Consider the following 26,095-nt stretch of genomic DNA (forward strand, 5'->3'; position numbering starts at 1 on the left):
GCCGATGGTTCAGCGCGTGGAGGAAGTGTCCATGTCCCGCATCACCACATCTCTCGTCGCCGGCGCATCGGCGCTGGCCATGATCGCCGGTTCATTCACCGCCGCCGAGGCGGCCCCTCTGCCGGCGCAAAGTGCCGTGCAGGTCGGCGGCCCCAGCACCCATATCGACACCGTCGGGTGGCGCCGGGGCTATTATGGCGGCGGCTACGGATACCGCCGCGGCTATGGCGGCCGCGTCGCCGGCGCCGTCGCGGCCGGTGCCGCCCTCGGCATCATCGGCGGGGCGCTGGCCGCCAGTGCGGCTCCCCGCTACGGCTATTACGGCGGCTACGGCTACCCGGCCTATGGCTACGGCTACGCGCCGGTCCGCAGCTACGCCTATCCCGCTTATGGCTACCCGGCTTACGGCTACGACGATTACGGCTGGTAAGTCCGTATTCCAATCTGCTCCAACATTCCCGGTCTCATCGAGGCCGGGATTTTTTGTCACCTGTCAGACACGCTGTCCTGGGCCGAGTCCCCGATCCGAATCACCTTCAACGGGAGCCGCAAGCTTCAGCCAAGGCCCGCGAGGCTAGTCTGCCGCAGGCCATGTGATCGGATCCCTCCGAGGCCGAATCGTCCTCGTCAGGAGACCGACGCCATGACTCGCCACACCGTCGCGCTTGCGGCCGGCGTCTTATCCGCCGTGACGGCCGGCGGCGTTTGCTTCGCCGCGGATCTGGGGCCGTATCGCGCCCAACGCGCCGTCCCGGTCGCACGCCCGCCCGTGGGTGCGGGACTCGTCGCAGAGGCACGGGTCCGTCCGGAATACAGCTATTACGGCGAGTACGGCTATCCGGTGCCGTTCGGTTACGGATACGGATACGCGCCGACCCCTGGTCGCAACATGGAATACGGCTATTACGGCCCGACCTACTATGTGTTCGCGCCGGACACGTATCGCGGTCCGGTCTTCGGCTATCACGAGTGGTAGTCGGCCGTCGCGAGCGCGGGTATCGGTGCGGGATGAGGCCGACCCCGTGCAGGACGACGAACCGGATCGTGTCGAACTCGACTTGACCGGGTTGAAATGCCCGCTCCCGGTCCTGCGCACCCGCAAGGCCCTGCGCGCGCTGGGCGCCGGGCGGGTCCTGGTGGTCACCTGCACGGATCCGATGGCGATGATCGACATCCCGAACCTCGTGCGCGAGGAGGGTGCCCGGCTCGATTCGGCCGAGCGGGACGGCGATCGCCTGCGTTTCCGCATGACGGCCTCCGCGAAGCCGCCGCATTCCTGAGCGATCCGTCCGGTTCCCAGGGATATGGCGGAGACGGCATGGCACCACGGATCGGGGGCGTGCGCCTCGTGCACGAGGGATGGGCCCGCTACCTCGTGGCCGAGGTGATGCAGGACGACGGCACGCGCATCACGCGCGAAATGGAGGATCACGGCCGCGCCGTCGCGGTGCTGCCGTACGATCCGGTCCGGCGGGTGGCGACGCTGGTCTCGCAGTTCCGGGCGCCGGTGCTCTATTCCGGCGGTCCGCCGAGCCATGTCGAGGTCCCGGCGGGGCTGCTCGATGACGGCGCGCCGGAGGACGAGGTCCGGCGCGAGGCCGCCGAGGAGACCGGGCTGCGCCTCGGCACCCTCGACCTCGTGGCCAGCGCCTGGACGATGCCGGGCATCTCGACCGAGCGGATGGACCTGTTCCTGGCGGCCTACGGGGAATCCGACCGCACCGGCGCCGGCGGCGGCCTGGCCGCGGAGGGTGAGGCGGTGGCCGTGCATGAGATCCCGCTGCCGGAACTCCTGGCCATGACCCGCCGCGGCGCCCTCACCGACATGAAGTCGCTGCTGCTGCTCTTTGCTCTCCAATTGCGCCGGCCGGAGTTGTTTGCGTAGCCGACTGAAGCTCGCCCGCGACACGTTGGAATGACAGACGACGGTGGGGCGAAGCCGGACGAACGACTGTCCAATCACGCTGACGATCAGGGCGTGGATGGGATGGGGCTTGCGCACCCGGCGCCGGCCCGCCCCCTCAATCCCGCCGCCCCGAAACCCGGTCGCGCACGGCGATGCCGATGAAGCGCCAGGATTCGATGAAGTAGCGGCGGAAGAGACGGCGCGGGGCGCATAGGAAGCGGAACACCCATTCGAGGCCGAGCCGTTGCATCAGCCACGGAGCGCGGGGGAGGCAGCCGGCCGCGACCGAGAGGGCGTCGCCGACGCAGAACACCACCGGGTTGCCCAGCGCCCGACCCTGGCGATCGACCCAGACTTCCGATTTCGGTGCGCCGACGCCCATCACCAGAAGGGTGGTGCCGTGGGCGCGGATCCGCGCGGCCAGGGCGCTGCCGTAAGACGCGTCGTCCTCGAAGCCGAAGGGCGGCACCGCGCTCGCCACCGCGCCGTCCGGCAGGCCGGCGGCCTGGAGGCGCGTGGTCAGCATGTCGGCGACGTCCTGGCGGGCGGCGACGAAGAACACCCGGCGGGCGTAGGGCGGCGGGTCGGCCAGGATGCAGGCCAGGAGGTCGTGGCCGGTGATCCGCTCCGCCGGCCGGCCGCTCGCCACCCGGGCGAGCCAGACCAGCGGCATGCCGTCGAGGGTCCGGGCGGCGGCGCGCGCGTAGGCGCCCCGGAAATCCGCGTCCTCGGCGAGTTGGACGACGTGGTCGACGTTGGCGGTGACGATCGTCCGGGGCCCGTCCGAGCGCCGTGCCGCCACCGCGGTCACAATCGCGGACGCGGTGCCGACGTGGAAGCCGTAGCCGAACAGCGTGACGGTCGTGGGCGGCTCCGGAGCAGCCCGGTCCTGCGACGCCGCCTCCGAGTCTGCCGGGCTCGGAGCCTCGACATCACGCATCGGCGGCCCGGAAGCTGGTCCCGGGGCGTGCGACGGCCCGGCGGAACCGCCGACGATCGCTGTCGGCGCCGAGCGCCAACGCGATGGCGCCGCCGAGCAGCAGGCCGAGCACGAGGGCCACCGGCAGCACGATCTTCGGCGAGGGCGGGAAGGTCCGCTGGCGGGCCGGCGTCGCCACTGAGATGATCCGGACGTTGGTGGTGTTGAGGCGCTCCTGCTCGCTCGCCTCGCGGGCGCGCTTCAGATAGGCCTCGTAGACTCCCCGGCGGGCCTCCAGCGTCCGCTCCAGCTCGCGTAAGCCCACATAGGCGCGGTCGCTGCTCACGGTCTCGGTCTTCACCCGGTCGAGATTGGTCCGGATCGCCGCCTCGCTGGCGGCGGCCCGGTCGTAATCCTTCTGGGTCGTGTCGATGATCCGCTCCTTCTCGCGCTGGATCAGGCGCTGGAGGTCACGCTGCTGGGCGTATTGCTCGGCCATGGCCGGGTGGCGCTCGCCGAGCCGGGTCGCGAGCTCGGCGGTGTTGCGCGAGAGCGTGGCGTATTGCTGCCGCAGCGCCTGCATCTCCAGGGATTGCAGCATCTCCGGCAGGGCGGTGCTCGGGTCCGAGGTGCGCATCTTGCGGGCTTGGTCCAACCGCGACTTCGCCTCAGCGGTCTTGATCGACGCGGTGACGAGCTGCTGGTTGAGGTCGCCGAGCTGCTGGTCGGTCAGCAGGCGGCCACTCGAGGCCACGAGCTTGTGGGCCTCGCGGTAGCGCACCACCTCGCCCTCGGCCTGCTCGACGTCGCGCTTCAGGCTGCCCAGCCGTCCGGTGAGCGCGTCGAAGGCGCGCCGCGCCGTATCGGTGCGGGCGGCGGCCTCCTCGGCGAAGTAGGCGTCGCCGATGGCGTTGGCGATCCGGGCGGCCTTCTCCGGATCGCGCGATTGCACCGAGGCGTCGATCACGAAGGTCCGCTCGGCCCGGCGGACGCTGAGCTTGGTCTGGAGCGTGTCGAGGGCGATGTTGACCGGGTCGCGGCTCGCGGCCGGAGGCAGCATGCCGAGCGCACCCTTGATCCAGGCGATCGTCGGGTTGTTGCCGTCGGGGAGCACGAACTCGTCGTCCTGGTCGAGATGCAGCTTGGCGATCACCCGGCGCAGGACGTTGTCGGACTGGATCACCCGCACCTGGCTCTCGGCGATGGAGACGCCGCTATCGGCCTGGGGCTGGCGGGCGTTCACGTCGTTCTCGACCACCCGTAGGTCGCTGGGATCGACCAGGACCTGAATGGAGGAAGTGTAGCGCGGCGGGATCAGGCCGAGCAGCGCCACGGCGGCCGCCACCATGAACAGGGCGCCCAGCACGATGAAGCCGCTGCCCCGCCACAGGCGGCGCAGGATCACCCGCGCCTCCGGCCGGGATTCGACCTGGGGCAGCACCATGCGGACGGGCTGCTCACCGCTCATGCGTGTCGAGAAGTCGAACATGCGCCTCGCTCCTGACCTGTCGGACGACGACCGGTGCCGTCTTCCACCGCCATCCTGCTCCCGTCCCCTTTCCGGTCACCACCGTGCCGATCCGGGACAGAACCTCCACCGAGGCGGTGTCTTCCTCGACACTCCAGCAACCAGCATACCGAACCAGTACTCTCGCCTTGATGCACACCCTGCAGCAGCAACCGTATAGATATCGCCGCTAGAACGAGAACGGTCTGTCACGATTTTGTGGCCCGATCAGGCCTTTAAATGTTGGGGACTACGTAAACGGACTCATCCGATGCGGGTGGTGCCCGGTTCCGCGTATGCGTCCGGATCCCCCGCCAGGAAGCGCCCGAAGCGCTCCTTGTCCTCGGACGCAGCCGCGTTCCACCGCGCCACGTTCCCACGGCTTTCCGCCGCCGACCGGGTGAGGCCGCCTTCGCCGACCCAGGCGGCGAGCGCTGCCGCAGCGGCCTCTGGATCCTCGGGGCGGATCAGCAGGGCGGAGGCGTCCAGCACCTCGCGGAACACCGGCGCGTCCGGTGCCACCACCGGCAGGCCGCCATGCTGCACCTCCAGCAGGGGCAAGCCGAGCCCCTCGGCTTTCGATGTCGAGAGCAGCAGGTGGCAGGAGCCGGCCAGCGCCCGCAGCTCCGCATCGGCGAGATACCCGTACCGGTGGAGGTAAGGCGGCGGGTCGTCCAGGAAGGCGTGGCGGCCCCAGCCGACCCGGCCGACCAGGTGCAGTTCCGCCGGCATTCCGGCCCGGTTGAGCGCGGCGACCAGCGCCAGGGAGGCCGCATAGTCCTTGCGCGGCTCGATCGTGCCGATCGCCAGCAGGCGCAACGGCATGCCCGGACCATAGGACGCCGGCCCCGGCAGGTCGGCGAGGCCGAAGGCGTCCCGCACGGACGGCCTCAGCAGGGCGACCCGTGCGTGCGGCGGGCTGACGGCCCGGACGGCGTGTCCGGTGGTGCGGCTGTTCACAAACAGGTTCGGGCACCAGCGCAGCGCCCGGGCGAAGCTCGGGCTCATGTAGAGCCGGCTCTTCAGGCTCAGATCCTCCGGCCGGTCGAGCAGGAAGGTGTCGTGGACGTAGAACAGGCAGCGTTCGGCCGCGACGGCACAGAGCGGCCCCGGCGGGAAGCCCGGGAACAGGAAGAGCGCGTCGCGGTCGGCCAGCGTCCGCAGCGGCAGGCCGAACTGTTGCTGCGCGATCATTCCGGGCAGCGAGCCGCTGGTGACCGGCCGGACATCGTGCGGTGCGAGCCGGTCCGGGGCGAACAGGTCGAGGGTGATCCGCTCGATCCCGGTGACGTGGCCGCGCAGATGGGTCCGGTCGAGATAGATCCGCCGGGCGCCCTGCCGTTCGGGAGCCGACCTCACGGAACGCTCCGCCGCAGGGTGCCGGCGAGGTACAGGCAGCGGCGCACGAACAACGGCATGCGCCGGCCGAGCACCATCTGCTTGGCCCGGCGCAGCCGGCGCACCAGGGGCCGGGAGGGCGCCGGCACCGTGCCGGACGCACCCCGCTGCCGGTCCGCCGCGAACGGGAAATGGCCGAGCAGAGCGGGCGTGAAGGTGGGCCGCCCGGAGCCGGTCAGCAGCCCGCGCGCACGGACGATGCGGTCGAGCGACAGGGCGGCGGCCGCCGGGCTATGGCGGCTCTCCAAAGCGATGCGCGCGAAGGCCCCGAGCCGCGCCCGCGCCCCGGCATCGTCCACCAGCTCGGCCAGGGCCTGGGACAGGGCGCCGGGCTCGAGCGGGACGAGGCGGCCGGACACGCCGTCGATCACCGACGAGGTCAGGCCGGAGGTGCGGTAGGCCAGCGTCGGCACCCCACACAGGCCGGCCTCGATCGGCGTCTGTCCCAAGGTCTCGTGGCGGCTCGCGGTGACGTGGAGGTCGCAGGCCCCGTACCAGGCGGCCAGGATCTCCTCGTCCGCGATCAGCCCCGGCGCGAACAGGTTCGGCACGCCGAGCCGGGCCGGATCGTCGAGCCGGCCGATCGCCACGACGCCGACGCCCAGCCGCGCCACGGCCTGGAGCGCGGCGCGCAGATCGGAAAAACCCTTGTCGGGTCCGTCGACGATCACCGCCGAGACCAGGATCAGCACATCGTCCGCGGGCAGGCCGAGCCGGCGGCGCAGGGCCGCGCGGTCGCCGGGCCGGAACGCGGCGGTCGGGAAGGCCAGCCGGATCCGTTCGGCCACGGTGCCGGGCGGTGCCAGGTCCAGCGCGCGCGCCAAGGTCCAGTCGGAATTGGCCAGCAGCCAAGGCCCGGCGACACCGGACAGGACGGCACGCTTGCGCGCGTGCATGCCGGCGATCCGGTTCGGAGCGAGCTGCGGGTACTCGTCCGGGCCGGGACAGGTCGCGTCGCAGCCGGTGACGGCGCGGGTGCAGGCGCGCGGATGGCAGCAGCGGCCGGTGAGCGGGAACAGGTCGTGCAGCACCAGCGCCACCGGGCCGCGCCGGGCGAGGCGCCCGACCACGTCGAGGCTGCGGGTCGCCCCATGCAGGTTGCCGGCGAGGATCAGATCGGGAACGGCATCCGCGACCAGGGCCTCGGCCTTCGGGAAGGTGTCGGTCCATTCGGCGGCTTCGGGCCGGTCGCTCAGGGCGACGTGCGTCACCCGGTGACCCGCGAGCGCCAGCGCCTCGGCGAGCCGTCGCTGAGCCACACCGGCACCGCCCTGGGTACCGGTGCCGGTGAGGGAAACGATCGACAGGGCGTCGGGGGCCTCGGCCGACGCCCTGTCCGCCCGCTGCAGCAGCACCGGGCGGCCGATGGTCCCGCGGGCGGCGTCCGTCAATGCCGACCACGCGGCAGCGGCGTTCAGGCGGCCGTCCGCGTCGAGCATCGTCTGCCCGCCCAGGGCACCGCGCATCCACAGCACCTCGCCGCCGGTGAACGGCACGCCGCCCGGCGCGTCCGAAGCCGCCGTCCCGGGCGTGTCGAGCGCCAGCACCCTGTCGGCGAACAGGACGCGCAGGCCCGCCACCGCGAGCGCGCCGGTCAGCGCGGCCTCCAGAGCCAGCGCGGTGAGCGCCCCGGGGGCGAGCAGTTCGCCGGGGCTAAGCCAGAGCACGGCGTCGCAGGCGGCATCGGCCAACAGCGCCTCGACATGGGCGCGCCCGAGGTGCGCCGGGACGAGGTCGTGCCGCAGCTCCGGATAATCCTGGCGCAGCACCGAGGCGGCGGTGTCGCGCAGGTCCACCCCGGCGGCGGCGACCGTGACGACCCGGATCCGCGGCCACGGGCGTCCATCCGGCAGGGTGGCCGGTCGGCGGATCCCGGGCGCGGCGGCCCCGAACGGCCAGCCGGCGACCCCGTGAGCGGGCGGTGATGCGGGGGCGTCGGTCAAGGTCGGTTCGTGGGTCCGAGGGGGCGTGCACCATGACCCCGAAGGATGAAGATTGCCTCTCGGGCCGGACCATCCAGCGGCCTTCGACGCGGACCCCAGCGGCGCCGGCCGCCATGGGCAAGGCCGACCGGACGGGAGGGTGCGTCGGTCATCACGGGGCTCCGTCTCGGCCGAGGCCGCCGGTGCAGCGCGTGTCAGTAGCGCGTTGTCACCGCGTTCAGCCAATCCGGCGAGGCCGCTACCGCCGCGGCCTCGACGCGCTTGTCGGTGCCGGTCAAGACGAGCAGGCCGAGCACAACCATCACGACCCCCAGGGCTGCCTTGACGCCCTTGCCGGCCGCCGCGAGCCCGCCCCGCCAGCGCATCAGCGCCTCGCGCGAGACGAAGCCCAGCAGCATCAGCGGCGCGGCGGCGCCGATCCCGAAGGCCAGCATGGTGAGGGCGACGCTCCCGAGATGCTCGCCCCTTGCCGCCAGCAGCGACGCGGCGCCCAGAGTCGGCCCGACGCAGGGGCTCCAGGCCGCCCCCAGCAGCAGACCCACACCGAACTGACCGGACAGCCCCCCGGACCCGAACCCGCCGAAGCGTTCTTCCGCCCAGGCGCCGACCGGCCCCGCCGCCGTCGCGACCCGCGCCTGCAGACGCGGCAGCATCAGGACCGCGCCGAGGATGACGAGCAACACGGCGCCGGCGCTGCGGAACACGTCGCCGTCGAGCCCGATCGAGAAGCCGATCGTGGCGACGAACAGCCCGATGGCTGTGAAAGACAGGGCCAGGCCGAGCGCCAGCGCCACGGGCCCCAGACGGTGCTCCGACGCGGCAGTGCCGAGCACGATCGGCACCAGCGGCAGGACGCAGGGCGACAGCACCGACAGCAACCCCGCCAGGAACGCGAACCCCACCGTCCCCAGCATCGTCCCGATCCTCCCACGGCGGTCACCCGTCGCGTCGGCTTCGCGCCGGGCGGGGACGGCGTCAACGGGGATGCCGATCACGGTCCGGTTGATCGCCCCGCGGATGTCCGTCGGACCCGTCGCGCCGGGTACCGGCATGAACATCAATATAGGTTAGGCAAGGTGCCGAGCGGAGCGGTTTATAATGGATGTCGGAGCCTCGGAGCCGACCTAACTTTTGCCGCGGAAGCCGCTAAACGGGGCTATGCCTGAACGCAGCCATCTTCAGCACGTCATCGAGAGCGCGATCGATTTCGCGATCGTCGTCACCGATCTGGATGGCATCGTCACCGACTGGAACGCCGGCGCGGAGAACATCTTCGGCTGGCGAAGCGGCGAGATCCTCGGCGCGTCGAGCGACTGCATCTTCACCGCGCGGGACCGGGCGGCCGGGCGCCCCAGCGAGGAGAGGCGCGTCGCCCTCGCCGAGGGCCGCGCCGCCGACGAGCGGTGGCACGTGCGCAAGGACGGCTCCGAGTTCTGGGCCTCCGGTGAGCTGATGCCTCTGCGCCGCGAGGACGGCACGCGGCACGGCTACGTCAAGATCCTGCGCGACCGCACCGGCCCGCGCGAAGCCGGCGAGCGCCTGCGCAAGACGGAGGATCTGTTCAGGACGCTGCTGGACACGGTGGAGACGGCCTTCGCCATCGTCGAGGTGAAGTTCGATGGCGACCGCCCGGTGAATTACCGCTTCCTCGAGGCCAACCCAGCCTTCGAGCGTCAGGCCGGTGTCAACCTGCGCGGGAAATGGGTCACGGAGTTCGCGCCCGATCTGGAGCGGTTCTGGTTCGAGACCTACGGCCGCGTCGCCTGGACGGGCGAGCCGGCCAACTTCGAGAGCTACGCCAACAATTTCGAGCGCTGGTTCGACGTGCGCGCCATCCGGGTCGGCGAGCCCGCGGACCGGCACATCGCGATCTTCTTCAACGACGTGACCGCGCGCAAGGTCGCCGAGGCGGAGCTCCGGACGCTCAACGACACGCTCGAGCAGCAGGTGCAGGAACGGACCCTGGAGCTGAACACCCTCTGGGACACGTCGCCCGACCTCCTGCTGGTCATCGATTTCGCGGGGGTCTTCCGGCGGGTCAATCCCGCCTGGACGAAGATGCTCGGCTACACACCCGAGGAACTCCTGGGCCGCCACGTCAACGCGTTCGTGGTCCCGGACGACCATGCCGAAACCATCGGCGCCTACACCGCGGCGGCGGAAGGCGCCCAACCGCGGATCGTCAACCGCTACCGGCACAAGGACGGATCGCTGCGCTGGATCTCCTGGGTCGCGGTCCCGGCGGGAGACATGCTCTACGCCACCGGCCGGGACGTCACCGCCGAGAAGGAGCGCGACGCCCTCTTGCGCGACGCCCAGGACTTCGCGCGCCTCGCCCTGTCGGCGGTCGGCGGGGTCGGCGTCTGGACCTACGAGCTGGACAGCGACCGGTTCTTCTACGACGCCGCCATCGCCAAGCTCTACGCGATCGATCCGGAACGGGGATCGGAGGGCATCCCGCGCCCGGACTTCCTCGCCAACGTCCACCCCGACGACCGCCCGGCGCTCAAGACGACGATGGCGGGCGGATTGGCGAATGCCGGCGACCTCGAACTCGAGTATCGCCTGTGCCACCCGGACGGCACCGTCCACTGGGTCCTGTCCCGCGGCCATACCTATCACGATGCCGCGGGGCGGCCGCTCCGGCGCACGGGCGTCGGCATCGACACGACCAGCCAGCGTCAGACCGAAGAGGCTCTGCGCCAGTCGCAGAAGATGGAGGCCGTCGGCCAGCTCACCGGCGGCCTGGCCCACGACTTCAACAACCTGCTGGCCGGCATCTCCGGCGCGCTGGAGCTGATGCAGACCCGGATCAGCCAGGGCCGGTTCGCCGAGCTGGACCGCTACATGACGGTGGCCCAGGGAGCGGCCAAGCGCGCGGCGGCCTTGACCCACCGCCTGCTCGCCTTCTCGCGCCGCCAGACGCTGACCCCCAAGCCGACCAACGTGAACCAGCTCATCCTCGGCATGGAGGAGCTGATCCGGCGCACCATCGGGCCGGAGGTCGGCCTGGATGTGATCGGGGCTCCCGCGCTGTGGCCGGCGCTGATCGATCCGGGCCAGCTCGAGAACGCGCTCCTGAACCTGTGCATCAACGCCCGCGACGCCATGCCGGCGGGCGGGCGCATCACCATCGAGACCGCCAACACCCACCTGGATCGGGCCGCGGCCCTCCGGCACGACCTCCCCGAAGGCCCGTATCTCGTGCTGCGCGTGACCGACACCGGCACCGGCATGCCCCCGGAGGTGATCGCCCGGGTGTTCGAGCCGTTCTTCACCACGAAGCCGATCGGCCAGGGTACCGGCCTCGGGCTCTCGATGATCCACGGCTTCGCGCAGCAATCGGGGGGCCAGGTGCAGATCGAATCGGAGGTCGGCCGGGGCACGACCGTGTGCCTGTACATGCCGCGTCATCGCGGTGAGGCCGAAGGGGGCGATGTCGCCCTTCAGCTCTCCGGCGTGGCGCGGGCCGGCCGTGACGAGACCGTGCTGATCGTGGACGACGAGCCGTCCGTGCGGATGCTGGTCACCGAGGTGCTGGAGGATCTCGGCTACACCGCGATCGAGGCGGCCGACAGCACCGCGGGGCTCAAGGTCCTGCAGTCGGACGTGCATATCGATCTGCTCGTCACCGATGTCGGCCTACCCGGGGGGATGAACGGCCGGCAGATGGCGGATGCCGGCCGCGAGCGGCGGCCCGACCTCAAGGTGCTGTTCATCACCGGCTACGCCGAGACCGCGGTGCTGGGGCACGGCCACCTGGAGCCCGGCATGCAGGTGCTGACCAAGCCCTTCCCGATGGACGCCCTCGCCGCACGGATCAAGGATCTGATCGCCGCCCGCTGATGGTTGTGGCGAGCATGCCAACGTCGCGGAACGCCAAGGCGTCTGGAGCGCCGGATCCACGGCGTTCAGGCGTTCCCGATTGCGACGCAACGATACGCGCCAGCGCGCCTTCAGTGGGCTCAAGTGCAGTCGGCCACGCCGGCTTAGGCCGGCCATGGGGGCATCCTACCGTCTCCCTTATTCTTAAGGTCTTGCGCAGCAGCCTCGAGGGAACTCTGCAGGGATCGCGCGGCTGGCCGGCAGCATGGGATCTTTACCCTTCCCGGCGACCTTCGGGCTGGCGCACCGTATCGATGCCGCAGACCGAGGCCTCGTCTTGTCCACCCGGAACGCCAACCTGGGACGGTGCGTCGAACTCGATGTCTTCAAGACGTTCCTCGTGGTCGGCATGGTGTTCGCCCACGTCGTCCAGATCGTCCAGGCCCCGATCGACGGGTTCACGGCGGGCCTGTCGAACGTCATCAATCTCGTGAGCTTCCCGGGATTCCTGTTCGCATTCGGCTGGGGCACGGCCCTGTCCGCCCGGTCTGGCCGGGTTAGGCCGGTGTGGGAGCGGCTGCAGGGGCCGGCCAAGATCCTGCTGGCCTTCTACCTGTCGGGGATCGGGGCCGTGATCCTGACCGACGGCAACGGGTGGTCGGCGGCGCGGATCCTCGGCGTGGTGACGCTGACGGACCTGCCGGGCCACAGCGAATTCCTCGCCTCGTTCTTCGTCCTGAGCCTCGCGATGGTTTGGCTGGGCCGAGGGCTCGGGCACGTCGTCCGCAGGCCGGCCTGTCTGGTGGCCTGCCTGGCGGCCTCGGCCTCGTTCGGATGCATCCCGTTCGACGGTCCCGATCTGCCGTGGCTGGCGATCGTCCTCCCCGCGCCCGGCAACACGTATTTCCCCCTCGCCCCGTACGCGATGTGGCTGTTCCTGGGGGCCTCTTACGCCGACCGGACGGAGCCTTTCGGCCGCATCGATCTCTGCCTCGCCGCGTCGGCGACCTACACGCTCCTGGCCGTCGCGTTGATCACCGGGAGCCTGCCCTCGCGGTTCCCGCCATCGACCTTGTGGGTGATCGGGCCGGCGCTGTTCTTGCTGCTCTACCGGGCGGCCAGCATGGCGATCGTGCGGCGCATCGCGGTCCCGCGCCTCTGGACCGGTCCCGGGCGGCACGTCCTGGTCCATCTGGTCGCATCGAACCTGAGCCTGTTCGCCATCCAAAGTGTCTGCGGTCCGATCGTTCGAAACCCGTGGGAGGCCGCGGCGCTGACCATCGTCCTGATCGCCGCGATCACGGGCTTTCGCGCGGCGCTGACGCGCGCGATGCAGGCCGCGTTCACGCTCGCGCCGACGTGACCTTCTAACCGCGCGCGCCGTCGCCCGTGACTTCGAGCACGACGCAGGCGCGGATCGGCCGGCCGTACTCGTCTGTGCCCGCGACCGTGACCCGGTGGGCGCCCGGCGCGAGGTCGTCGGGCAGGCCCGCGGTCCAGATGTGGGTCGAGGGCGTCGCCTGCACCCAACTCTTCTTGGTCTCGGGATAGCGGGCGTAGAGTTCGGTCACGAACGGATCGAGCCGGCGCGTCCGCGCCATCGGCGCCGGCGCCCGGTCGCCGATCCGAATCGTGAGGTTCGTGCGCGGGCCGCCGTCGAACACGTTGACCACGAGATTGGTCGCCGACAGCGCGTCCTGCGGGACCGGCGGGCGCAGCCCCTGCATCGGGTGGCTCGCCCGGACGATCTCGGGGGCGGCCGGGCGCAATTCGCTCTCGAAGGCGATCCGCATCGCCGCGTCCGGCTCGCCCTGGGCGGGGACGAAGCGAGTGGTGTAGTCGGTGCCGCGGATCGAGAGCACGTGGAAGCCGTTCGGCGTGCCGTCGCGGCTGTCGGCGGACGGGATGCCGGTGCGGGTGTCGGGGCCGCTCCACCACGAGCCGGACACGGCGGTCATCACGTGGTGGTGGTGCCGCTCCGCAAGGTAATGGTGCTCGGTGGTGTGGGTGTGGCCGGCGAGGCTCAGCACCGTCCGGCCGGCCAACAGGTCGAGGAGCGCGGCCCGGTCGATCGTCGCGCTGCGCGGGTCGTCGCCGGTATCGGTCACCAGCGGGATATGGGTCGCCAGCACGATCAAATCGTCCGGCGGGATCTCGGCCAGAAGGTTCTTCAGGAAGGTGAGCGAGCGCTCTCCGACATGGCCCCGGTAGGTGTTGGCCCCCACGGGGACCGGCGGCCCCATCCACTCGACGTTGTCGATCATCACGAACAGCGCCCGCCCGTGACGGAACGCGTAGGTCGGCGCCCCGAACACGCGCTTCCAGGTCTCGCGGCTGTAGCGGGCGTCCGGCGCCTGCATGTTGAGGTCGTGGTTGCCGGGCAGGCTGTACCACGGCAGGCCGATCCGCCCGACGATGCGGTTGGAGCGGCCGTAGAGCGAAAGGTCGTCGAACAGCACGTCGCCGGTGGTGAGGCCGAAGGCCGCCGGGATCGCCATCGCCCGGGCGACTGCGGTGTCGCGCACGTGGTCGAGCTCGAACCGGCTCTCGGGCTGCGGATCGGTGAACAGGATCACGTCGAAATCCGCCGGCTCGTCGGCCTTCGTCAGGGTGAAGTCGATCGCGGCCGGGAGCGGACCGGTGGGCGCGAGGCCCCTGTAGCGCAGGCCGAGGCCCGCGGGCGTCCCGCCGGGCTGGTGGATATAGGAGTGGCGGGGCACGTTGTCGGCGTCCCGCGGCAGGGCATAGCCCGGCGGCTTGATCACGAACACCGCGCCGTCGCCCGGCATCGGAAGGCGGTAGCGGCCGTCCCTGTCCGTCCGCACCACTTCCCGGCCGTTGGAGACCAGCACGCCCGAAAGCGGCGCGCGCTCGGAACCGGTCGCCTGGATGGCGTAGACGATGCCCGTGGCCTCACCGGATTCCTGCGCGCCCGCGCGGCCGGCCAGGAGCGAGAGGGCGGCGGCGCCTGCCACGGTCTCCCGGCGGGTGAGGCGTCCGGCGGCTGAGATCGAATCGCGCGACATCGGGGGCTCCTGCTCGGCGGCAAAGGCCAAGCAGAGGCGTTTGACCGCCGGATGACAGAGCGGCCCCGAACGCGCGAGGCCCGCACCCCGGGTCGGGGTGCGGGCCTCGGATGAGCCCGTCGGGTCGAAGCGCGGAGCGCTTACTCCTCGTCGCCAGGCTCGAAAGTCTGGGGCAGCGGTTCGGCGCTGGCGACCGGGGTCGGCGCCCCGATGGTCGAGGGCACGTTCACGCCGTCGCGCTTGTAGATGTCGTCACGGAACTGCACGAGGCCGTCCGGGGTCGCCCAGGCGGTGATGTAGGTCCAGTAGACCGGCACGGGCTGAGCGATGTTGGCGTCGACGCGCTTGCCGCTCTCGATCGCCTGCTCGACCTGCTCGCGGCCCCAGCCGGGCGTGTCCTTCAGGAGCCACGTGATGTACTCGCGCACGTTCTGCACGCGCACGCAGCCCGACGAGATGAAGCGGAAATCGTCGCCGAACACGCCCTTGGTGTTCGTGTCGTGCATGAACACGCCGTAGGGGTTCGGGATGTTGATGCGCACGATGCCCATCGAGTTGAAGTCGGCGCCCGATTCCTGCCGGTAGGTGTAGCGCGTGCCCTCGTCCGAGTTCCAGTTGATCGAACGCGGCGAGACCTCGCCGTTGCCCGACAGGATGTGGATCTTGTTGTCGGTGAGGTAGTTCGGATCCTTCTGCATCTTCGGAATCAGGTCCTTCTTCACGATGGAAGCCGGGACCGTCCAGGTCGGGTTGAAGTTGATCTGGGTCGCCTTGGTGTTCATGATCGGCGACTGGCGGTCGATCTTGCCGACGCCGGCGGCGTGCAGCGTGACGACCTGGCCGTTCTCCACGGTCTCCACCAGGGCGGCCGGGATGTTCATGATCACGAAGCGCCGGCCGAGATCGCCCGAATAGGAGCGCAGGCGGACGACGTTGGTCTCGAGCTGGTGCAGCCGCACGTCGGCGGGCACGTTCATCGCCTGCTGGGTGGCGAGGCTCATGGCGCCGGTCTGGCTAAGGCCGTGACGGGCCTGGAACCGCTTCACGCCGGCCGAGACGTAGGAATCGTACACGCCGGAGCCGCCGGCGGCCGGATCGAGGTCGCCGGTGACGATCAGGCGCTGGCGCACCGCGGCCACCGCCGGGCCCTTGGCGCCGACGCGCAGGCGGTCGGCACCGGAGACCGGGCGCCAGCCGCCGCGGTTGACGATGTCCCGATAGCGCTCGACCATCTGCTCGGTGGCCGACACGGTCTGGGGCGACAGGATCGGCACGGTCTCGCGCTGCACCTGCATGCCGGCGGGCGAGGCGTAGTCCTGCGCCCATTCGGCCTGGGCGTAGTTGCCCTGGTCGCGGGCCTCGGCGGCACCGAGGCCGAGCGTGCCGAGCGCGGCGACGCCCAGGATGGCGGTGAACCGGTTTGTTGCCTTGATGCGCATCAGTCGCTGGCTCTTGTCCGGAGTTCGTCAGTTCATGGCGAGAGCGGGTCTACTCGGTCGCCACGGTGTCGGGATGACCTTAAGACTCCCTATCGAAGGGGCCGGATTGTGGCGTCGGCGTGCGCCAGCGCACGTGGCGACTGGATGCGGCACGGCGACAACAGTCCCGGGTCGATCAGTGTGGCAGAGATGTCACCGCACCGCCGGCCAGCGCGGGATTCCGCCTTCCTCGGAAGGACCGGCCGCGCGGCCCCGACGTGTCGTCTCGGTCGATCATCATCCTCAGGACGGAAGCATGCCGATGAAGATCTTTTGCGCGGCCCTCCTCGGCCTCAGCCTGTTCACGGGGGCGGCCCAGGCCGATCCGATCAAGGCCGGCGACCTCACGATAGACACGCCCTGGCTGCGTGCCACGCCGAACGGCGCCAAGGTCGCGGGCGGCTACGTGACGATCCGCAACACCGGCAGCGTCCCGGACACGCTGACGGGCGCCGCGGTGCCGTTCGCGCGCTCGGGCGAGATCCACTCCATGTCGATGGAGGGCGGCGTGATGAAGATGGCCCCGGTCTCCGGCGGCCTGACGGTCAAGCCGGGCGAGACCGTGGAGCTGAAGCCCGGCGGCTATCACCTGATGTTCGAGGGCCTCTCGGGCGCCCCGAAGGCCGGCGACAGCGTATCCGGGACACTCACGTTCCAGCGGGCCGGCACCGTGCCGGTCACCTTCTCGGTCGCACCGATCGGCGCGAGCGCGCCTGGTGGCGGCCACCAGCATCAGCATTAAAGCGTCCACCGCCGGAGTGGATACCGGCTCGGCGCAAGCCAACGTGCCGATCCAAGGCCTTGGAGCCGTTCACGATTGCGCGGCGGTCGGGAACGGCTCGGGCGTCCGACTCTGCCGAGCCCGGACGGCGACACACCTTCCGGGTGTTTCAAGAAGAGTCGTGCAACTGTTCCTCGCGAGGCCCACGCTCCGCTGTTCAAGGCTGCGCGGCCGCGGGGAGCCCGATTTCAAGACCGGTCCAAGGCACCGTATATTCGGCGGTGTCCAGGTCACCTTTTGAATGCTTGCAGCCGGCGGCGTGTGCCATATCTTAACCATCGGCCGGCTCATTAAGGTTAAGAAAGATCTAACCCTGATGCTGCCGCGGTTCGGCGCTAGGATTGCGGCGTCGCCCGAGAGCCATGGCCGGAATGTCCCGGTCCGGGACGGCTTGGCCCGTCGGCGGCACAGGAGAGGCACATGAACGGCTTCGATGTCACGTTCCGGGACGATCGGGACTGGGTCGATTTCGGCAAGACCTACGTCAATTCCGAGGCGTTCAAGACGCTGTTCCGCGACGGCATGCTGCTCGTGGAGGAGACGGCGGCCTACCTCGACGGCCAGGGCCGGGACGAGTCGCGCCTGGTTTCCCGGGATGCCACGCTGAGTTACGCGGCCGAGAGCATGCGCCTCACGACGCTACTCATGCAGATCGCGTCGTGGCTGCTCGTGCAGCGCGCGGTGTCGGAGGGCGAGATGACCCCGGCTGAGGCGCTGCTGGAGAAGCATCGGGTCAAGCTCGGCAAGTCCGACCCGCCGAAGCAGTCGGACTTCACCCTGCTGCCGATGCGCCTCCAGCAGTTGATCCAGCGGGCTCGCCGGCTGCACGCCCGCATCCTGCACCTGGATTCACTGATCACCGACGACCGCCCGACGCCGATGCCGGTCGAGAGCCCGGTGGCGGCGCAGCAGGGCCTGCTGCGCATGGCGTTCCGCCTCGGCGAGGGCTGAGGATTGTGGCGCGGCCGGACCGGCTGGTTCCGACCGCGCGCCAATCTCAGAAGGCCGGCACTTCCCCCGGCCGCTTGTCCGTGATGTAGGCCCGGATCGTATCGTTCTGATAGGCGTGGACCAGCTTGGGCACCCAGGGGGCGTTCTTGTCCGTCTCCCGAACCGCGATGAAGTTGCTATAGGGATTGTCGACCGACGACTCGATCGCGATCGAGTCCTTGCCCGGCTTCAGGCCTGCCTCGACCGCGTAATTGGTGTTGATCACCGCAGCGTCGAGATCGTCGAGGCTGCGCGACAACTGGGCCGCGTCGATCTCACGGAACTGAAGCGTCTTCGGATTGTCGGTCACGTCGAGCACCGTGGGCAGGATGCCGACGCCGTCCTTCAGCTTGATCAACTTCTGCGCCTGAAGCAGCAACAGGGCACGCCCGCCGTTCGACGGGTCGTTCGGGATGCCGATCTTGGCGCCGGCCTTCAGGTCGCCGACCGCCTTCACCCTCCGGGAATAGAGCCCGATCGGCGAGACGATCGTGGCCCCGACCGGCACGATCTTGTAGCCCTTGGCGGTGATCTGGTTCTCCAGGAAGGGCTTGTGCTGGAAGGCGTTGGCCTGAAGGTCCCCGGCATCCAGGGCGGCATTCGGCAGCAGGTAGTCCGAGAACACGACCAGATCGAGATCGAGCCCATCCTTGGCGGCGATCGCCTTGACCTTCGCCCAGACGTCCTCGGAATCGCTCATGATGCCGACCTTGATCTTCCCGCCCGCCAAGGCTGGGGCGGCGAAGGTCAACAGGACTGCGACGACAAAAAACAGCCAGCGTTTCATGAACAAAGACCTCGAAAACGTCACTCGCAATGTTCGAGCGCGCCATAAGATGTATTGAGTTTGTTTTACAAAATACTCACACACCGCACGACAAACACATCGGAACAGACATCTGCCATCGGACCTGGACGAGATCGCGACAACCGAAGATCGTGACCGGGCGGAACATCGACGGCACCGGACATTACGACGGCTCGGCTTGGCTGGAAAAGAGGCCGCACCGATCGGGTTGACCGGGTGGAGCGCCCGGACAGCGCCGTGACAGAAGAACATTTTCTCCATGCGGCGTCGGAGAAGATCGAACGCGTCGGAAGGCTGGAAAATTCGCCAGACCATTCCGCCAGAAAAATTCCCGCCCTGCTCTGCGACAGCGCCGGACAGACACGAAAAAACGGGCGGCTCCGCTAGGGACCGCCCGTCCTGATTCGTTTCGGCGCGATCCGTCCGGGATCAGCGCTTGCCGAGGTTGCCGAACCGCGAGTTGAAGCGCGAGACGCGGCCCGCGCGGTCGAGCATCTTCTGCTCGCCACCGGTCCAGGCCGGATGGGTGAGCGGGTCGATGTCGAGGTTGAGGGTGTCACCCTCCTTGCCGTAGGTCGAACGGGTCCGGTACTCGGTGCCGTCCGTCATCACGACCTTGATGAAGTGGTAGTCGGGGTGCTCGGTCCCCTTGGCCTTTGCGGCCGCGTCCTTCGCCATGACCTGTCGTTCCTGTTCTGGCATGCCGGCGGGGAGCGCAGGAGGCGCCGCCCGGCCCGGGATGCGGAAGGTGTCAGCGGTTGCACCGAACCGTAGGTTCGTGGCAACGGCACGTCCAAGCCGACCGTGGTGGCGGCCCGCGGCCATTGAACACGCGCAATCGGATGAGGGGCGGCGTATATCGCAGGCTCTCTCCGGGAACAAGCGCCGTGGACCGGGTGGGAAGAGACGCGTGAGGCGTGATGGCCCGTAAGACCAAAGCGGCCGCTTCCGGCCGGCCGAAGGCCCCTTTGAGCGCACTGCGGCCGCTCCTGCCCTTCGCCCTGCGGTATCGCGGGCGGATCGCCGCCGGAATCCTCGCCCTGATCTGCGCCTCGGGCTCGACCCTGGTGGTGCCGATCGCCATGCGGCGGGTCATCGACCACGGCTTCACGGCCGACGGCGCGAACGTGATCGACGCCTACTTCCTCGCGCTGCTCGGGGTGGTCGCGGCTTTCGCGCTGTCGAGCGCGGCCCGGGTCTACACCGTGGTCACGCTGGGCGAGCGCGTGGTCGCGGATCTGCGCAGTGCCGTCTTCGCCCGGCTGACGATCCTCGACCCAGCCTTCTTCGACCGCTCGCAATCGGGTGAGATCGTCTCCCGGCTCACCGCGGACGCGACGCAGATCAAGGCGGCCTTCGGCGTCTCCGTCTCGATCCTGCTGCGCAACCTGTTCCTGTTCGTGGGCGCGACCACCATGATGGTGATCACCAGCCCGCGCCTGTCCGTGATGGTGCTGGCCGCCATCCCGGTGATCGTGTTCCCGTTGATCGTCTCGGGCCGCGGCGTGCGGCGGCGCTCCCGGGCCGCGCAGGACCGGCTGGCGGACGCCTCGGCCTACGCCGCGGAGGCGGTCGGGGCAGTGCGGACCATGCAGGCCTTCGGGCGCTCGGGTACGGCCGCGGCCCGGTTCGCGGCGGCCTCCGAGGACGCCTACAGGGCCGCCCGGGATTCGATCCGGGCGCGGGCACTGCTCACCGGCGTGGCAATTTTCCTGATCTCGGCCTCGGTAGTCGGGGTGATGTGGTACGGCGCCCAGGGCGTTCTCAACCACACGATGACCGGCGGTGAGCTGTCGCAATTCGTACTCTACGCGGTGTTCGGAGCGGGCGCGCTGGGCCAGCTCTCGGAGGTCTACGGCGACCTCGCCATGTCGGCCGGCGCAGCCGAGCGGCTCACGGAGATCCTCGCGGCCGAGCCCGCGATCCGTGCGCCCTCCCCGGCCCTGCCCCTGCCCAAGCCGGCCGCTGGCGCCGTGAATTTCGAGGCCGTGCACTTCGCCTATCCGACGCGGCTCGGTCACGCCGCCCTGGACGGGCTGACCTTCGCGGCGGCCCCCGGCGAACGCATCGCCATCGTGGGACCGTCCGGTGCCGGGAAGTCGACGGTGCTGCAGCTGCTCCTGCGCTTCTACGATCCGCAGGGTGGCCGCGTGCTGGTCGACGGCACCGACATCACGAAGGTCGATCCGGAGGCGCTGCGCGCCCGCATCGCCCTGGTCCCGCAAGATCCGGTGGTGTTCTCCGGGACCGTGTCCGAGAACATCCGCTACGGACGTCCCGAGGCCGGCGAGGCCGAGGTGAGGCGCGCCGCCGAACTCGCCAACGCGCACGGCTTCATCGCGGCCCTGCCGCAGGGCTACGACACGCAGGTCGGCGAGCGCGGCGTGACCCTCTCCGGCGGACAGCGCCAGCGCGTCGCCATCGCCCGGGCGATCCTAAAGGATTCGCCGATCCTGCTGCTCGACGAGGCGACCTCGGCGCTCGACGCGGAATCCGAGCGCGCGGTCCAGGCCGCCCTCGACACGCTGATGCGCGGGCGCACGACCCTGGTGATCGCCCACCGGCTGGCCACGATCCGCGCCGCCGACCGGATCCTGGTGCTGGACGACGGCCGCATCGTCGAGACCGGCACCCACGAGAGCCTGCTCGCCCAGGGCGCGCTCTACGCCCAGCTCGCCAGCCTGCAATTCACCGACGCCCTGGACGAGACCGTCCGCGGCAAGGGTCTTCGGACCCGCGAAGGCGAACGCATCCCCGCCGCCGAGTGATTTGGGACTTGGCTGCGTCGGGTTCGGCGACGGAAGGGGTCTATCCGTCGCCCGGATCCGGGACAGTGATCGCGCTTTAACGGGCGGCCGCGTTGAAGGTCGAGTTCCCGAGCCTAAGGGTTTCCGTCCGTGGAGGGGCCCGACCGGCTGCCGGGCTACGCCAATACCGCCTCCGGGATCCTCGCGCAGGCCGACGCCACGGGTCTCGATCCGATGCTCACCGCGACGGCCGGGCCCAGGCCGAGGTGCTGGGGAAGGCCAACGCTGCCCTGGCTGTGGTTGGCGCCGGGCGATGCGTGTGCCCCCGAGGGCATCACCGCCAGTGTACGCCATCGCGGGCCGGACTATCAAAACGCTTCGTTCGGTCCGGCATATCGGAAGGGTGAGCCCCTACCGTTCCGTCAGCTTCATCTCGATCCGACGATTGCGGGCGTAGGCATCCTCGGTCGTGCCGGCGTCCAGCGGCTGGAACTCGCCGAAGGCTCCGGCCAGGAGATGTTGCGGCGGGATGCCCTTGCCGGCCAGGTACTGCACCACCGCGATGGCCCGGGCAGCCGAAAGCGCCCAGTTCGACGGGAACTGCGCGGTGGTGATCGGCCGCGCATCGGTGTGACCGTCGACCCGCAGGACCCAGGGTAGGTCCGCCGGGATCTGCCGGGCGAGGTCGGCGATGGCCCCGGCGATCCGGTCGAGTTCGGGGCCGGCCTCCGGCTTCAACGTCGCCGAGCCGCCGGGGAACAGCACCTCGGATTGCAGCACGAAACGGTCGCCGACCACCCGAATGTCCGGCCGGTTGCCGAGGATCTGGCGCAGGCGCCCGAAGAAGTCCGAGCGGTAGCGCGCCAGCTCCTGGACCTTCTGGGCCAGGGCTACGTTCAGCCGGCTGCCGAGTTCGGCGATCCGTACCTGCGATTCCCGGTCGCGGGTCTCGGAGGCCGCCAGCGCATCCTCGAGGGCCGCGAGCTGGCGGCGCATGGCGCTGATCTGCTCGTTCAGGAGATCGACCTGGGACAGGGCCCGCCTGGTCGCGCCGCGCTCGGTCTCCAGCTGCTTGTCGAGGGCGCCGGCGGCCCCCTGGCTCACGGTGGCGGCCTCCGCCTGGGACTTCGCTTGGTCGCGCTCGGCCTCGACGCCGGCGAGCGTGGTGCGGAGATTGCGGACCTCGTCCTCCTGGCCGCGGCGGTTCGAGCGCTCCAGCGCCAGGAGATCGGTGAGATCGGCGATCTGGCGGTTGAGCTTGACCAGCGTGGCGTCCCGCCCAGTCAATTCCTGCGACAGGAAGAACTGGCCGACCACGAACACCGTGAGCAGGAACACCACCGCCAGCAGCAGCGTCGCCAGCGCGTCGACGTAGCCGGGCCAGACATTGAGGGGGCGCCGGGCGCGCGCTGCGGTCGAGGCCACTACACCCGCTCCCGGCCGAGCCGGTCGAGGACTTGCTTCAGCTCGCGCTCGCGGCTCGCCTGAGCCTCGACCCAGTCGCGGATCATCTGCTGCTCGGCGCGCATGTGCTGGACGAGGCCCTGGATGCCCTCGGCGAGGTTGGTCATGGCCAGCGTGGCGGCCCGGCCGCCCCCGCCCTCGGACACGATCGCGGTCAGGCGCTCGACCGCCTCCTTGAGATCCTGCGCACCGGCGGCGGCGACAGGCCGGACAGCGCCCGCCACCACCGGCTCGGAAGCGGTTCCGGACAGCAGCCAATCCTGCAATTCGTTGTGGAACCGAGCATGGGCCTGGCCGGCCTGCAGCTCCAGGAAGCCGGTGATCAGCGACGAGGCGAGGCCGAACAGCGAGGCCGAGAAGGCGAGGCCGATGCCCGAGAGCGGCACGGCGAGCCCGGACTTGAGTTCGTCGAACATCACGCCGGCATCGCCTCCGCCGCGCATGCCCTTGATCACCCCGCCCACCGCCGAGAGCGTGTCGATCAGGCCCCAGAAGGTGCCGAGCAGGCCCAGGAGAATCAGGATGCCGGCGATGTAGCGCAGCATCTCGCGGCCCTCGTCGAGGCGCGCCGCGATCGTATCGAGATAACCGGTCGTCCCCGGCAGCAGCGCCCCGGTCTTCCGGGCCGCGATCATCGGCACCATCGGGGCGAGCAGCGCCGGCGGCTTTTTGGCCTGAGCGCCGGTCGCCACCGCGTTGACGTAGCCGACCTCGCGGAACAACCGGACGACCTGCCCGAAGGCGATCAGCACCGCGATCAGCAGAACCCCGAGGATCAGCCCGTTGAGCCCGGGATTGGCCAGGAAGGCCGGGGTGATCTGCTTGAACAGGATGAAGGCCAGGAAGCCCACAAGGATCAGGAAGATCACCATACGCCCGAGATAAATCCCGGGTCGCGCCAGCGGTGGACTGTTATTCTCGCTGTTGTCGCGGGCGGCCATCGGTCGCTCTAGCCTGATCTCAACATGGGGTCGCCCAGAAGCGGGGTCCGTCACGACCACTGTGGGGGCAGCCCCGCATGCGATCAAGTCTCGCCACGGACACGCTTGTGTGGCGTCGGACCGGCCGAGACCGAACCCACCCGTCGCATGACGTAGGCATGGGCCGTACACAAGCGGCCCATTCGACTTAAGCGGGGTTCGATCTCAGGGAGTCGGGCGCGCGTTGACCGAGCCGGTCCGATCGCGGGCTTCAGCGGTGCTGGTACCAGTCCCAGACCAGGTACGCCGGAAACGGAAGCATGATGGCGAAGAAAATCCAGTCGAACATCTGAGGCATGCGGAGCTCCCTGGTTCCGAGGGTCTCTGCAATCTACGGGTGCGGGCGGCCGAAGTTCCTGGGTCGGCGAGCGCCCTAATCCCAGAACCGAGGCCAGCTCTCCTCGAGATGCGGGCCGAGGCGGACCGCCGCGACCCGGGTCGCCAGGCCATCGGCCTGCGTCTCCACGGCGAAACCGCACAACGTCGCCTCGCCGCCTGCGACCTCCCAGCGGGAGCCCGGCGTCTTCTGGATCATCCGGCGAATCGGCTCGTCCTTCTGCATGCCGATGACCGAATCGTAGTCGCCGCACATGCCGGCATCCGACAGGTAGGCGGTGCCGCCTGGCAGGATCCGGTGATCGGCCGTCGGCGTGTGGGTGTGGGTCCCGACCACGAGGCTGGCGCGGCCGTCGAGGTAATGGCCCAACGCCTGCTTCTCGCTGGTCGCCTCCGCGTGCACGTCCACCACGACGGCGTCGGCGGCGGCTCCCAGCGGGCAGGCGGAGATCTCGCGCTCCACCGCGGTGAAGGGGTCGTCCATGGCGTCCATGAAGACCCGGCCCATCACGTTGACCACGAGCACCCGGGCGCCGCCCTGCGTCTCCACCACGGTGGCGCCGCGACCCGGTGTACCCGGGGGATAGTTCGCCGGCCGCACCAGGCGGGGCTGCCGGGCGATGAACACCAGCGCCTCGCGCTGGTCGAAGCTGTGGTTGCCGAGCGTCACCGCATCGGCGCCGGCCTGGATCAGCTCGTCGCAGATCGTCTCGGAGATGCCGAAGCCGCCGGCGGAGTTCTCGCCGTTGATCACGACGCAGTCGAGCCGCCAGCGCTCCCGCAGCTTGGGCAGGCGCTCGCACACGACGGTACGGCCCGGGCGACCGATCACGTCGCCGAGAAAGAGCAGCCGCATGGATCAGGATGTCCTGTCGAACCGGATCACGCCCGTCTCGGTGATCACGAACTGGAGCGGCCGGTCGTGCGGCTCGGCCGGCACGCGCTCGACCGCCTGGACGGAGAAGCCGACCCCGACAGTGAGGACAGGCCGCCGAACGGACAGGCGCGCGATCGCGCCGTCATAGTAACCACGACCGTATCCGATGCGCTGGCCGTCGCGGTCGAAGGCGGCGAGCGGCACGATCAGGGCGTCCGGCTCCACGGGCGGGAGCGACGGGTCCGGCTCGCTCAGGCCGAAGCGGCCGGCGACCAGCGCGTCCCCAGCCCGCCACTCCCGGAAAACCAGCCCCTCGGGGGTGACGTGGGGCAGCGCGACCGCCTGGCCGCGGGCGAGCAGCGCCTCGGCGGCAGGACGCGGATCGACCTCGCTGCGGATGGGCCAGTAGGCTCCGACGAGCCGAACCTCGGCCAGTTCAGGCAGAGCCAGCAGCGCGCGGACGATCCGGGCGGAGGCGTCCAGCCGTGCGGCCGGATCCAGCGCGTCCCGGGCGGCCAGCGCCGAGCTGCGCAGCGCGGCCTTGAGGGCCGCATCCGGGCTGGAAGATCCGGTATCTGAAGACGATGAGTGCGGAGCCACGTGAGCCGTTGGAGGATCGATCCCGGGAAACCTACAGAGTAGGTGGGCGCCGTGTTGGCCAAGTCCAGGGACGAGGCCAGGGACAGCTCCCGAGGGAGTCGATAAGGCCCCGGGGAAAGTGCTCCTGACGAACTCTGCAGCCCCGCCGTCGCAATGTAGCGATCTCGTGGGGCTCCCGCCAGGGCCGAAGGCACGGAAATATCGGTTGGTCGGGGATCGGTACGATCCGGCATCGGGCGCGTCGGGTCAGATCCGTATCTCGGCGTCCGAGCGTTCCTCAGCGGGGATTGTCGCTCGCCCCGGCGACGACCGCGCGGGTGCCGGCCAGGATCTCGGCCCGCGCGGTCTCCGTCCCGGCCGCGTCCCAGAGCCGGATCAGCTCGATCAGCCCGCCATGGGTCGCCGACGCGGATTCGGTGAAGAACGCCTCGACCGGGATGCCGGCAACGGCGGCGATCCGCGAGAGCCTGACATTCAGGGCGTTGCGCGCGGGCATGTCGCTTCCGATCG

At 70.1% G+C, this 26,095-nt stretch carries 22 protein-coding genes, 1 other RNA gene and 1 pseudogene; 9 read left to right on the forward strand and 15 right to left on the reverse strand.

Going from position 1 to position 26,095, the window contains the following annotated elements; translation table 11 throughout:
- Positions 1 to 31 precede the first annotated feature (31 nt).
- From MFF40_RS14955 to MFF40_RS14970, 4 genes are all read left to right on the forward strand, one after another.
- Complete coding sequence (locus MFF40_RS14955; protein WP_147896627.1) at positions 32 to 430, forward strand: hypothetical protein; 399 nt, start codon at positions 32 to 34, stop codon at positions 428 to 430.
- A gap of 213 nt (positions 431 to 643) precedes the next feature.
- The gene (locus MFF40_RS14960; protein WP_147855940.1) at positions 644 to 976 is read left to right on the forward strand and encodes a hypothetical protein; all 333 of its coding nucleotides are present in this window, start codon (positions 644 to 646) and stop codon (positions 974 to 976) included.
- 46 nt (positions 977 to 1,022) lie between these two features.
- Positions 1,023 to 1,280, forward strand: coding sequence for a sulfurtransferase TusA family protein (locus MFF40_RS14965; protein ID WP_147855939.1), 258 nt, complete (start codon positions 1,023 to 1,025; stop codon positions 1,278 to 1,280).
- Positions 1,281 to 1,318: 38 nt separating this feature from the next.
- The gene (locus MFF40_RS14970) at positions 1,319 to 1,885 is read left to right on the forward strand and encodes an NUDIX domain-containing protein (RefSeq protein ID WP_147896626.1); all 567 of its coding nucleotides are present in this window, start codon (positions 1,319 to 1,321) and stop codon (positions 1,883 to 1,885) included.
- 136 nt (positions 1,886 to 2,021) lie between these two features.
- Here MFF40_RS14970 and MFF40_RS14975 read toward each other — a convergent pair whose 3' ends face one another.
- From MFF40_RS14975 to MFF40_RS14995, 5 genes are all read right to left on the reverse strand, one after another.
- Positions 2,022 to 2,846, reverse strand: a complete 825-nt coding sequence (locus MFF40_RS14975; protein WP_147896625.1) for a WecB/TagA/CpsF family glycosyltransferase — start codon at positions 2,844 to 2,846, stop codon at positions 2,022 to 2,024.
- The gene (locus tag MFF40_RS14980) at positions 2,839 to 4,314 is read right to left on the reverse strand and encodes a GumC family protein (protein WP_147896624.1); all 1,476 of its coding nucleotides are present in this window, start codon (positions 4,312 to 4,314) and stop codon (positions 2,839 to 2,841) included. Before MFF40_RS14980 ends, MFF40_RS14975 begins: the two co-directional genes overlap by 8 nt.
- Before the next feature lie 282 nt (positions 4,315 to 4,596).
- Positions 4,597 to 5,691 (reverse strand): glycosyltransferase, encoded by a 1,095-nt coding sequence (locus MFF40_RS14985; RefSeq protein ID WP_238261064.1) that lies wholly within the window; start codon positions 5,689 to 5,691, stop codon positions 4,597 to 4,599.
- Positions 5,688 to 7,673: a glycosyltransferase gene (locus tag MFF40_RS14990; RefSeq protein ID WP_238261066.1), complete on the reverse strand. Its 1,986-nt coding sequence runs from the start codon at positions 7,671 to 7,673 to the stop codon at positions 5,688 to 5,690. Before MFF40_RS14990 ends, MFF40_RS14985 begins: the two co-directional genes overlap by 4 nt.
- A 194-nt stretch (positions 7,674 to 7,867) precedes the next feature.
- Entirely contained in the window at positions 7,868 to 8,587 is a 720-nt protein-coding gene (locus MFF40_RS14995; protein WP_147853521.1) for a cytochrome c biogenesis CcdA family protein, read from the reverse strand.
- A gap of 244 nt (positions 8,588 to 8,831) precedes the next feature.
- On the opposite strand from MFF40_RS14995, the gene MFF40_RS15000 reads away from it, so the two are divergent.
- The gene (locus MFF40_RS15000) at positions 8,832 to 11,519 is read left to right on the forward strand and encodes a hybrid sensor histidine kinase/response regulator (protein WP_238261069.1); all 2,688 of its coding nucleotides are present in this window, start codon (positions 8,832 to 8,834) and stop codon (positions 11,517 to 11,519) included.
- A gap of 316 nt (positions 11,520 to 11,835) precedes the next feature.
- Positions 11,836 to 12,861 carry a heparan-alpha-glucosaminide N-acetyltransferase domain-containing protein gene (locus MFF40_RS15005; RefSeq protein ID WP_187278044.1) on the forward strand — a complete coding sequence of 342 codons (1,026 nt, stop codon included), beginning with the start codon at positions 11,836 to 11,838 and terminating at the stop codon, positions 12,859 to 12,861.
- Between the two features lie 4 nt (positions 12,862 to 12,865).
- On the opposite strand, the gene MFF40_RS15010 is transcribed toward MFF40_RS15005, so the two are convergent.
- Together MFF40_RS15010 and MFF40_RS15015 are read right to left on the reverse strand one after the other, a co-directional pair.
- Entirely contained in the window at positions 12,866 to 14,524 is a 1,659-nt protein-coding gene (locus MFF40_RS15010; protein WP_147853518.1) for a calcineurin-like phosphoesterase C-terminal domain-containing protein, read from the reverse strand.
- A gap of 140 nt (positions 14,525 to 14,664) precedes the next feature.
- A complete protein-coding gene (locus tag MFF40_RS15015; protein WP_147896619.1) occupies positions 14,665 to 15,963 on the reverse strand; it encodes a L,D-transpeptidase family protein in 1,299 nt (432 codons plus the stop codon).
- A gap of 349 nt (positions 15,964 to 16,312) precedes the next feature.
- On the opposite strand from MFF40_RS15015, the pseudogene MFF40_RS15020 reads away from it, so the two are divergent.
- Both MFF40_RS15020 and rcdA read left to right on the forward strand, forming a co-directional pair.
- A pseudogene (locus tag MFF40_RS15020) lies at positions 16,313 to 16,744 on the forward strand (copper chaperone PCu(A)C); the annotation flags it as partial.
- A gap of 459 nt (positions 16,745 to 17,203) precedes the next feature.
- Positions 17,204 to 17,734 carry a protease adaptor protein RcdA gene (gene rcdA, locus MFF40_RS15025; RefSeq protein ID WP_147853515.1) on the forward strand — a complete coding sequence of 177 codons (531 nt, stop codon included), beginning with the start codon at positions 17,204 to 17,206 and terminating at the stop codon, positions 17,732 to 17,734.
- Positions 17,735 to 17,780: 46 nt separating this feature from the next.
- Here rcdA and MFF40_RS15030 read toward each other — a convergent pair whose 3' ends face one another.
- A complete protein-coding gene (locus tag MFF40_RS15030; RefSeq protein WP_147896618.1) occupies positions 17,781 to 18,560 on the reverse strand; it encodes a MetQ/NlpA family ABC transporter substrate-binding protein in 780 nt (259 codons plus the stop codon).
- Between the two features lie 450 nt (positions 18,561 to 19,010).
- Complete coding sequence (rpmE, locus tag MFF40_RS15035) at positions 19,011 to 19,259, reverse strand: 50S ribosomal protein L31 (protein ID WP_007565880.1); 249 nt, start codon at positions 19,257 to 19,259, stop codon at positions 19,011 to 19,013.
- Between the two features lie 242 nt (positions 19,260 to 19,501).
- On the opposite strand from rpmE, the gene MFF40_RS15040 reads away from it, so the two are divergent.
- On the forward strand, positions 19,502 to 21,349 hold the full coding sequence (locus MFF40_RS15040) for an ABC transporter transmembrane domain-containing protein (RefSeq protein WP_238261071.1): 1,848 nt from the start codon (positions 19,502 to 19,504) through the stop codon (positions 21,347 to 21,349).
- Between the two features lie 390 nt (positions 21,350 to 21,739).
- Here MFF40_RS15040 and MFF40_RS15045 read toward each other — a convergent pair whose 3' ends face one another.
- The 6 genes from MFF40_RS15045 to MFF40_RS15070 form a co-directional block, all read right to left on the reverse strand.
- The gene (locus tag MFF40_RS15045; protein WP_147853513.1) at positions 21,740 to 22,753 is read right to left on the reverse strand and encodes a peptidoglycan -binding protein; all 1,014 of its coding nucleotides are present in this window, start codon (positions 22,751 to 22,753) and stop codon (positions 21,740 to 21,742) included.
- Positions 22,753 to 23,733 (reverse strand): MotA/TolQ/ExbB proton channel family protein, encoded by a 981-nt coding sequence (locus tag MFF40_RS15050; protein WP_238261073.1) that lies wholly within the window; start codon positions 23,731 to 23,733, stop codon positions 22,753 to 22,755. The genes MFF40_RS15045 and MFF40_RS15050 overlap by 1 nt, the downstream gene beginning before the upstream one ends.
- Before the next feature lie 412 nt (positions 23,734 to 24,145).
- Positions 24,146 to 24,964, reverse strand: a complete 819-nt coding sequence (locus MFF40_RS15055; protein WP_147853511.1) for a TIGR00282 family metallophosphoesterase — start codon at positions 24,962 to 24,964, stop codon at positions 24,146 to 24,148.
- Between the two features lie 3 nt (positions 24,965 to 24,967).
- A complete protein-coding gene (locus MFF40_RS15060) occupies positions 24,968 to 25,585 on the reverse strand; it encodes a 5-formyltetrahydrofolate cyclo-ligase (RefSeq protein WP_147896616.1) in 618 nt (205 codons plus the stop codon).
- Positions 25,575 to 25,731: non-coding RNA, 6S RNA (ssrS, locus tag MFF40_RS15065), on the reverse strand. Before ssrS ends, MFF40_RS15060 begins: the two co-directional genes overlap by 11 nt.
- Before the next feature lie 131 nt (positions 25,732 to 25,862).
- On the reverse strand, positions 25,863 to 26,081 hold the full coding sequence (locus MFF40_RS15070) for a hypothetical protein (RefSeq protein WP_238261075.1): 219 nt from the start codon (positions 26,079 to 26,081) through the stop codon (positions 25,863 to 25,865).
- Positions 26,082 to 26,095: the final 14 nt, after the last annotated feature.

It is taken from the genome of Methylobacterium mesophilicum, assembly GCF_022179445.1.
GTDB classification, from domain to species: domain Bacteria; phylum Pseudomonadota; class Alphaproteobacteria; order Rhizobiales; family Beijerinckiaceae; genus Methylobacterium; species Methylobacterium mesophilicum.

Coding starts and splice junctions, on each gene's coding strand:
- rcdA (WP_147853515.1), top strand. CDS start 17,204: ATGAACGGCTTCGATGTCACGTTCCGGGACGATCGGGACTGGGTCGAT.
- MFF40_RS14995 (WP_147853521.1), bottom strand. CDS start 8,587: ATGCTGGGGACGGTGGGGTTCGCGTTCCTGGCGGGGTTGCTGTCGGTG.
- MFF40_RS15015 (WP_147896619.1), bottom strand. CDS start 15,963: ATGCGCATCAAGGCAACAAACCGGTTCACCGCCATCCTGGGCGTCGCC.
- MFF40_RS14970 (WP_147896626.1), top strand. CDS start 1,319: ATGGCACCACGGATCGGGGGCGTGCGCCTCGTGCACGAGGGATGGGCC.
- rpmE (WP_007565880.1), bottom strand. CDS start 19,259: ATGGCGAAGGACGCGGCCGCAAAGGCCAAGGGGACCGAGCACCCCGAC.
- MFF40_RS15040 (WP_238261071.1), top strand. CDS start 19,502: ATGGCCCGTAAGACCAAAGCGGCCGCTTCCGGCCGGCCGAAGGCCCCT.
- MFF40_RS14980 (WP_147896624.1), bottom strand. CDS start 4,314: ATGTTCGACTTCTCGACACGCATGAGCGGTGAGCAGCCCGTCCGCATG.
- MFF40_RS14960 (WP_147855940.1), top strand. CDS start 644: ATGACTCGCCACACCGTCGCGCTTGCGGCCGGCGTCTTATCCGCCGTG.
- MFF40_RS15050 (WP_238261073.1), bottom strand. CDS start 23,733: ATGGCCGCCCGCGACAACAGCGAGAATAACAGTCCACCGCTGGCGCGA.
- MFF40_RS15070 (WP_238261075.1), bottom strand. CDS start 26,081: ATGCCCGCGCGCAACGCCCTGAATGTCAGGCTCTCGCGGATCGCCGCC.
- MFF40_RS14955 (WP_147896627.1), top strand. CDS start 32: ATGTCCCGCATCACCACATCTCTCGTCGCCGGCGCATCGGCGCTGGCC.
- MFF40_RS15000 (WP_238261069.1), top strand. CDS start 8,832: ATGCCTGAACGCAGCCATCTTCAGCACGTCATCGAGAGCGCGATCGAT.
- MFF40_RS15010 (WP_147853518.1), bottom strand. CDS start 14,524: ATGTCGCGCGATTCGATCTCAGCCGCCGGACGCCTCACCCGCCGGGAG.
- MFF40_RS14975 (WP_147896625.1), bottom strand. CDS start 2,846: ATGCGTGATGTCGAGGCTCCGAGCCCGGCAGACTCGGAGGCGGCGTCG.
- MFF40_RS15030 (WP_147896618.1), bottom strand. CDS start 18,560: ATGAAACGCTGGCTGTTTTTTGTCGTCGCAGTCCTGTTGACCTTCGCC.
- MFF40_RS15055 (WP_147853511.1), bottom strand. CDS start 24,964: ATGCGGCTGCTCTTTCTCGGCGACGTGATCGGTCGCCCGGGCCGTACC.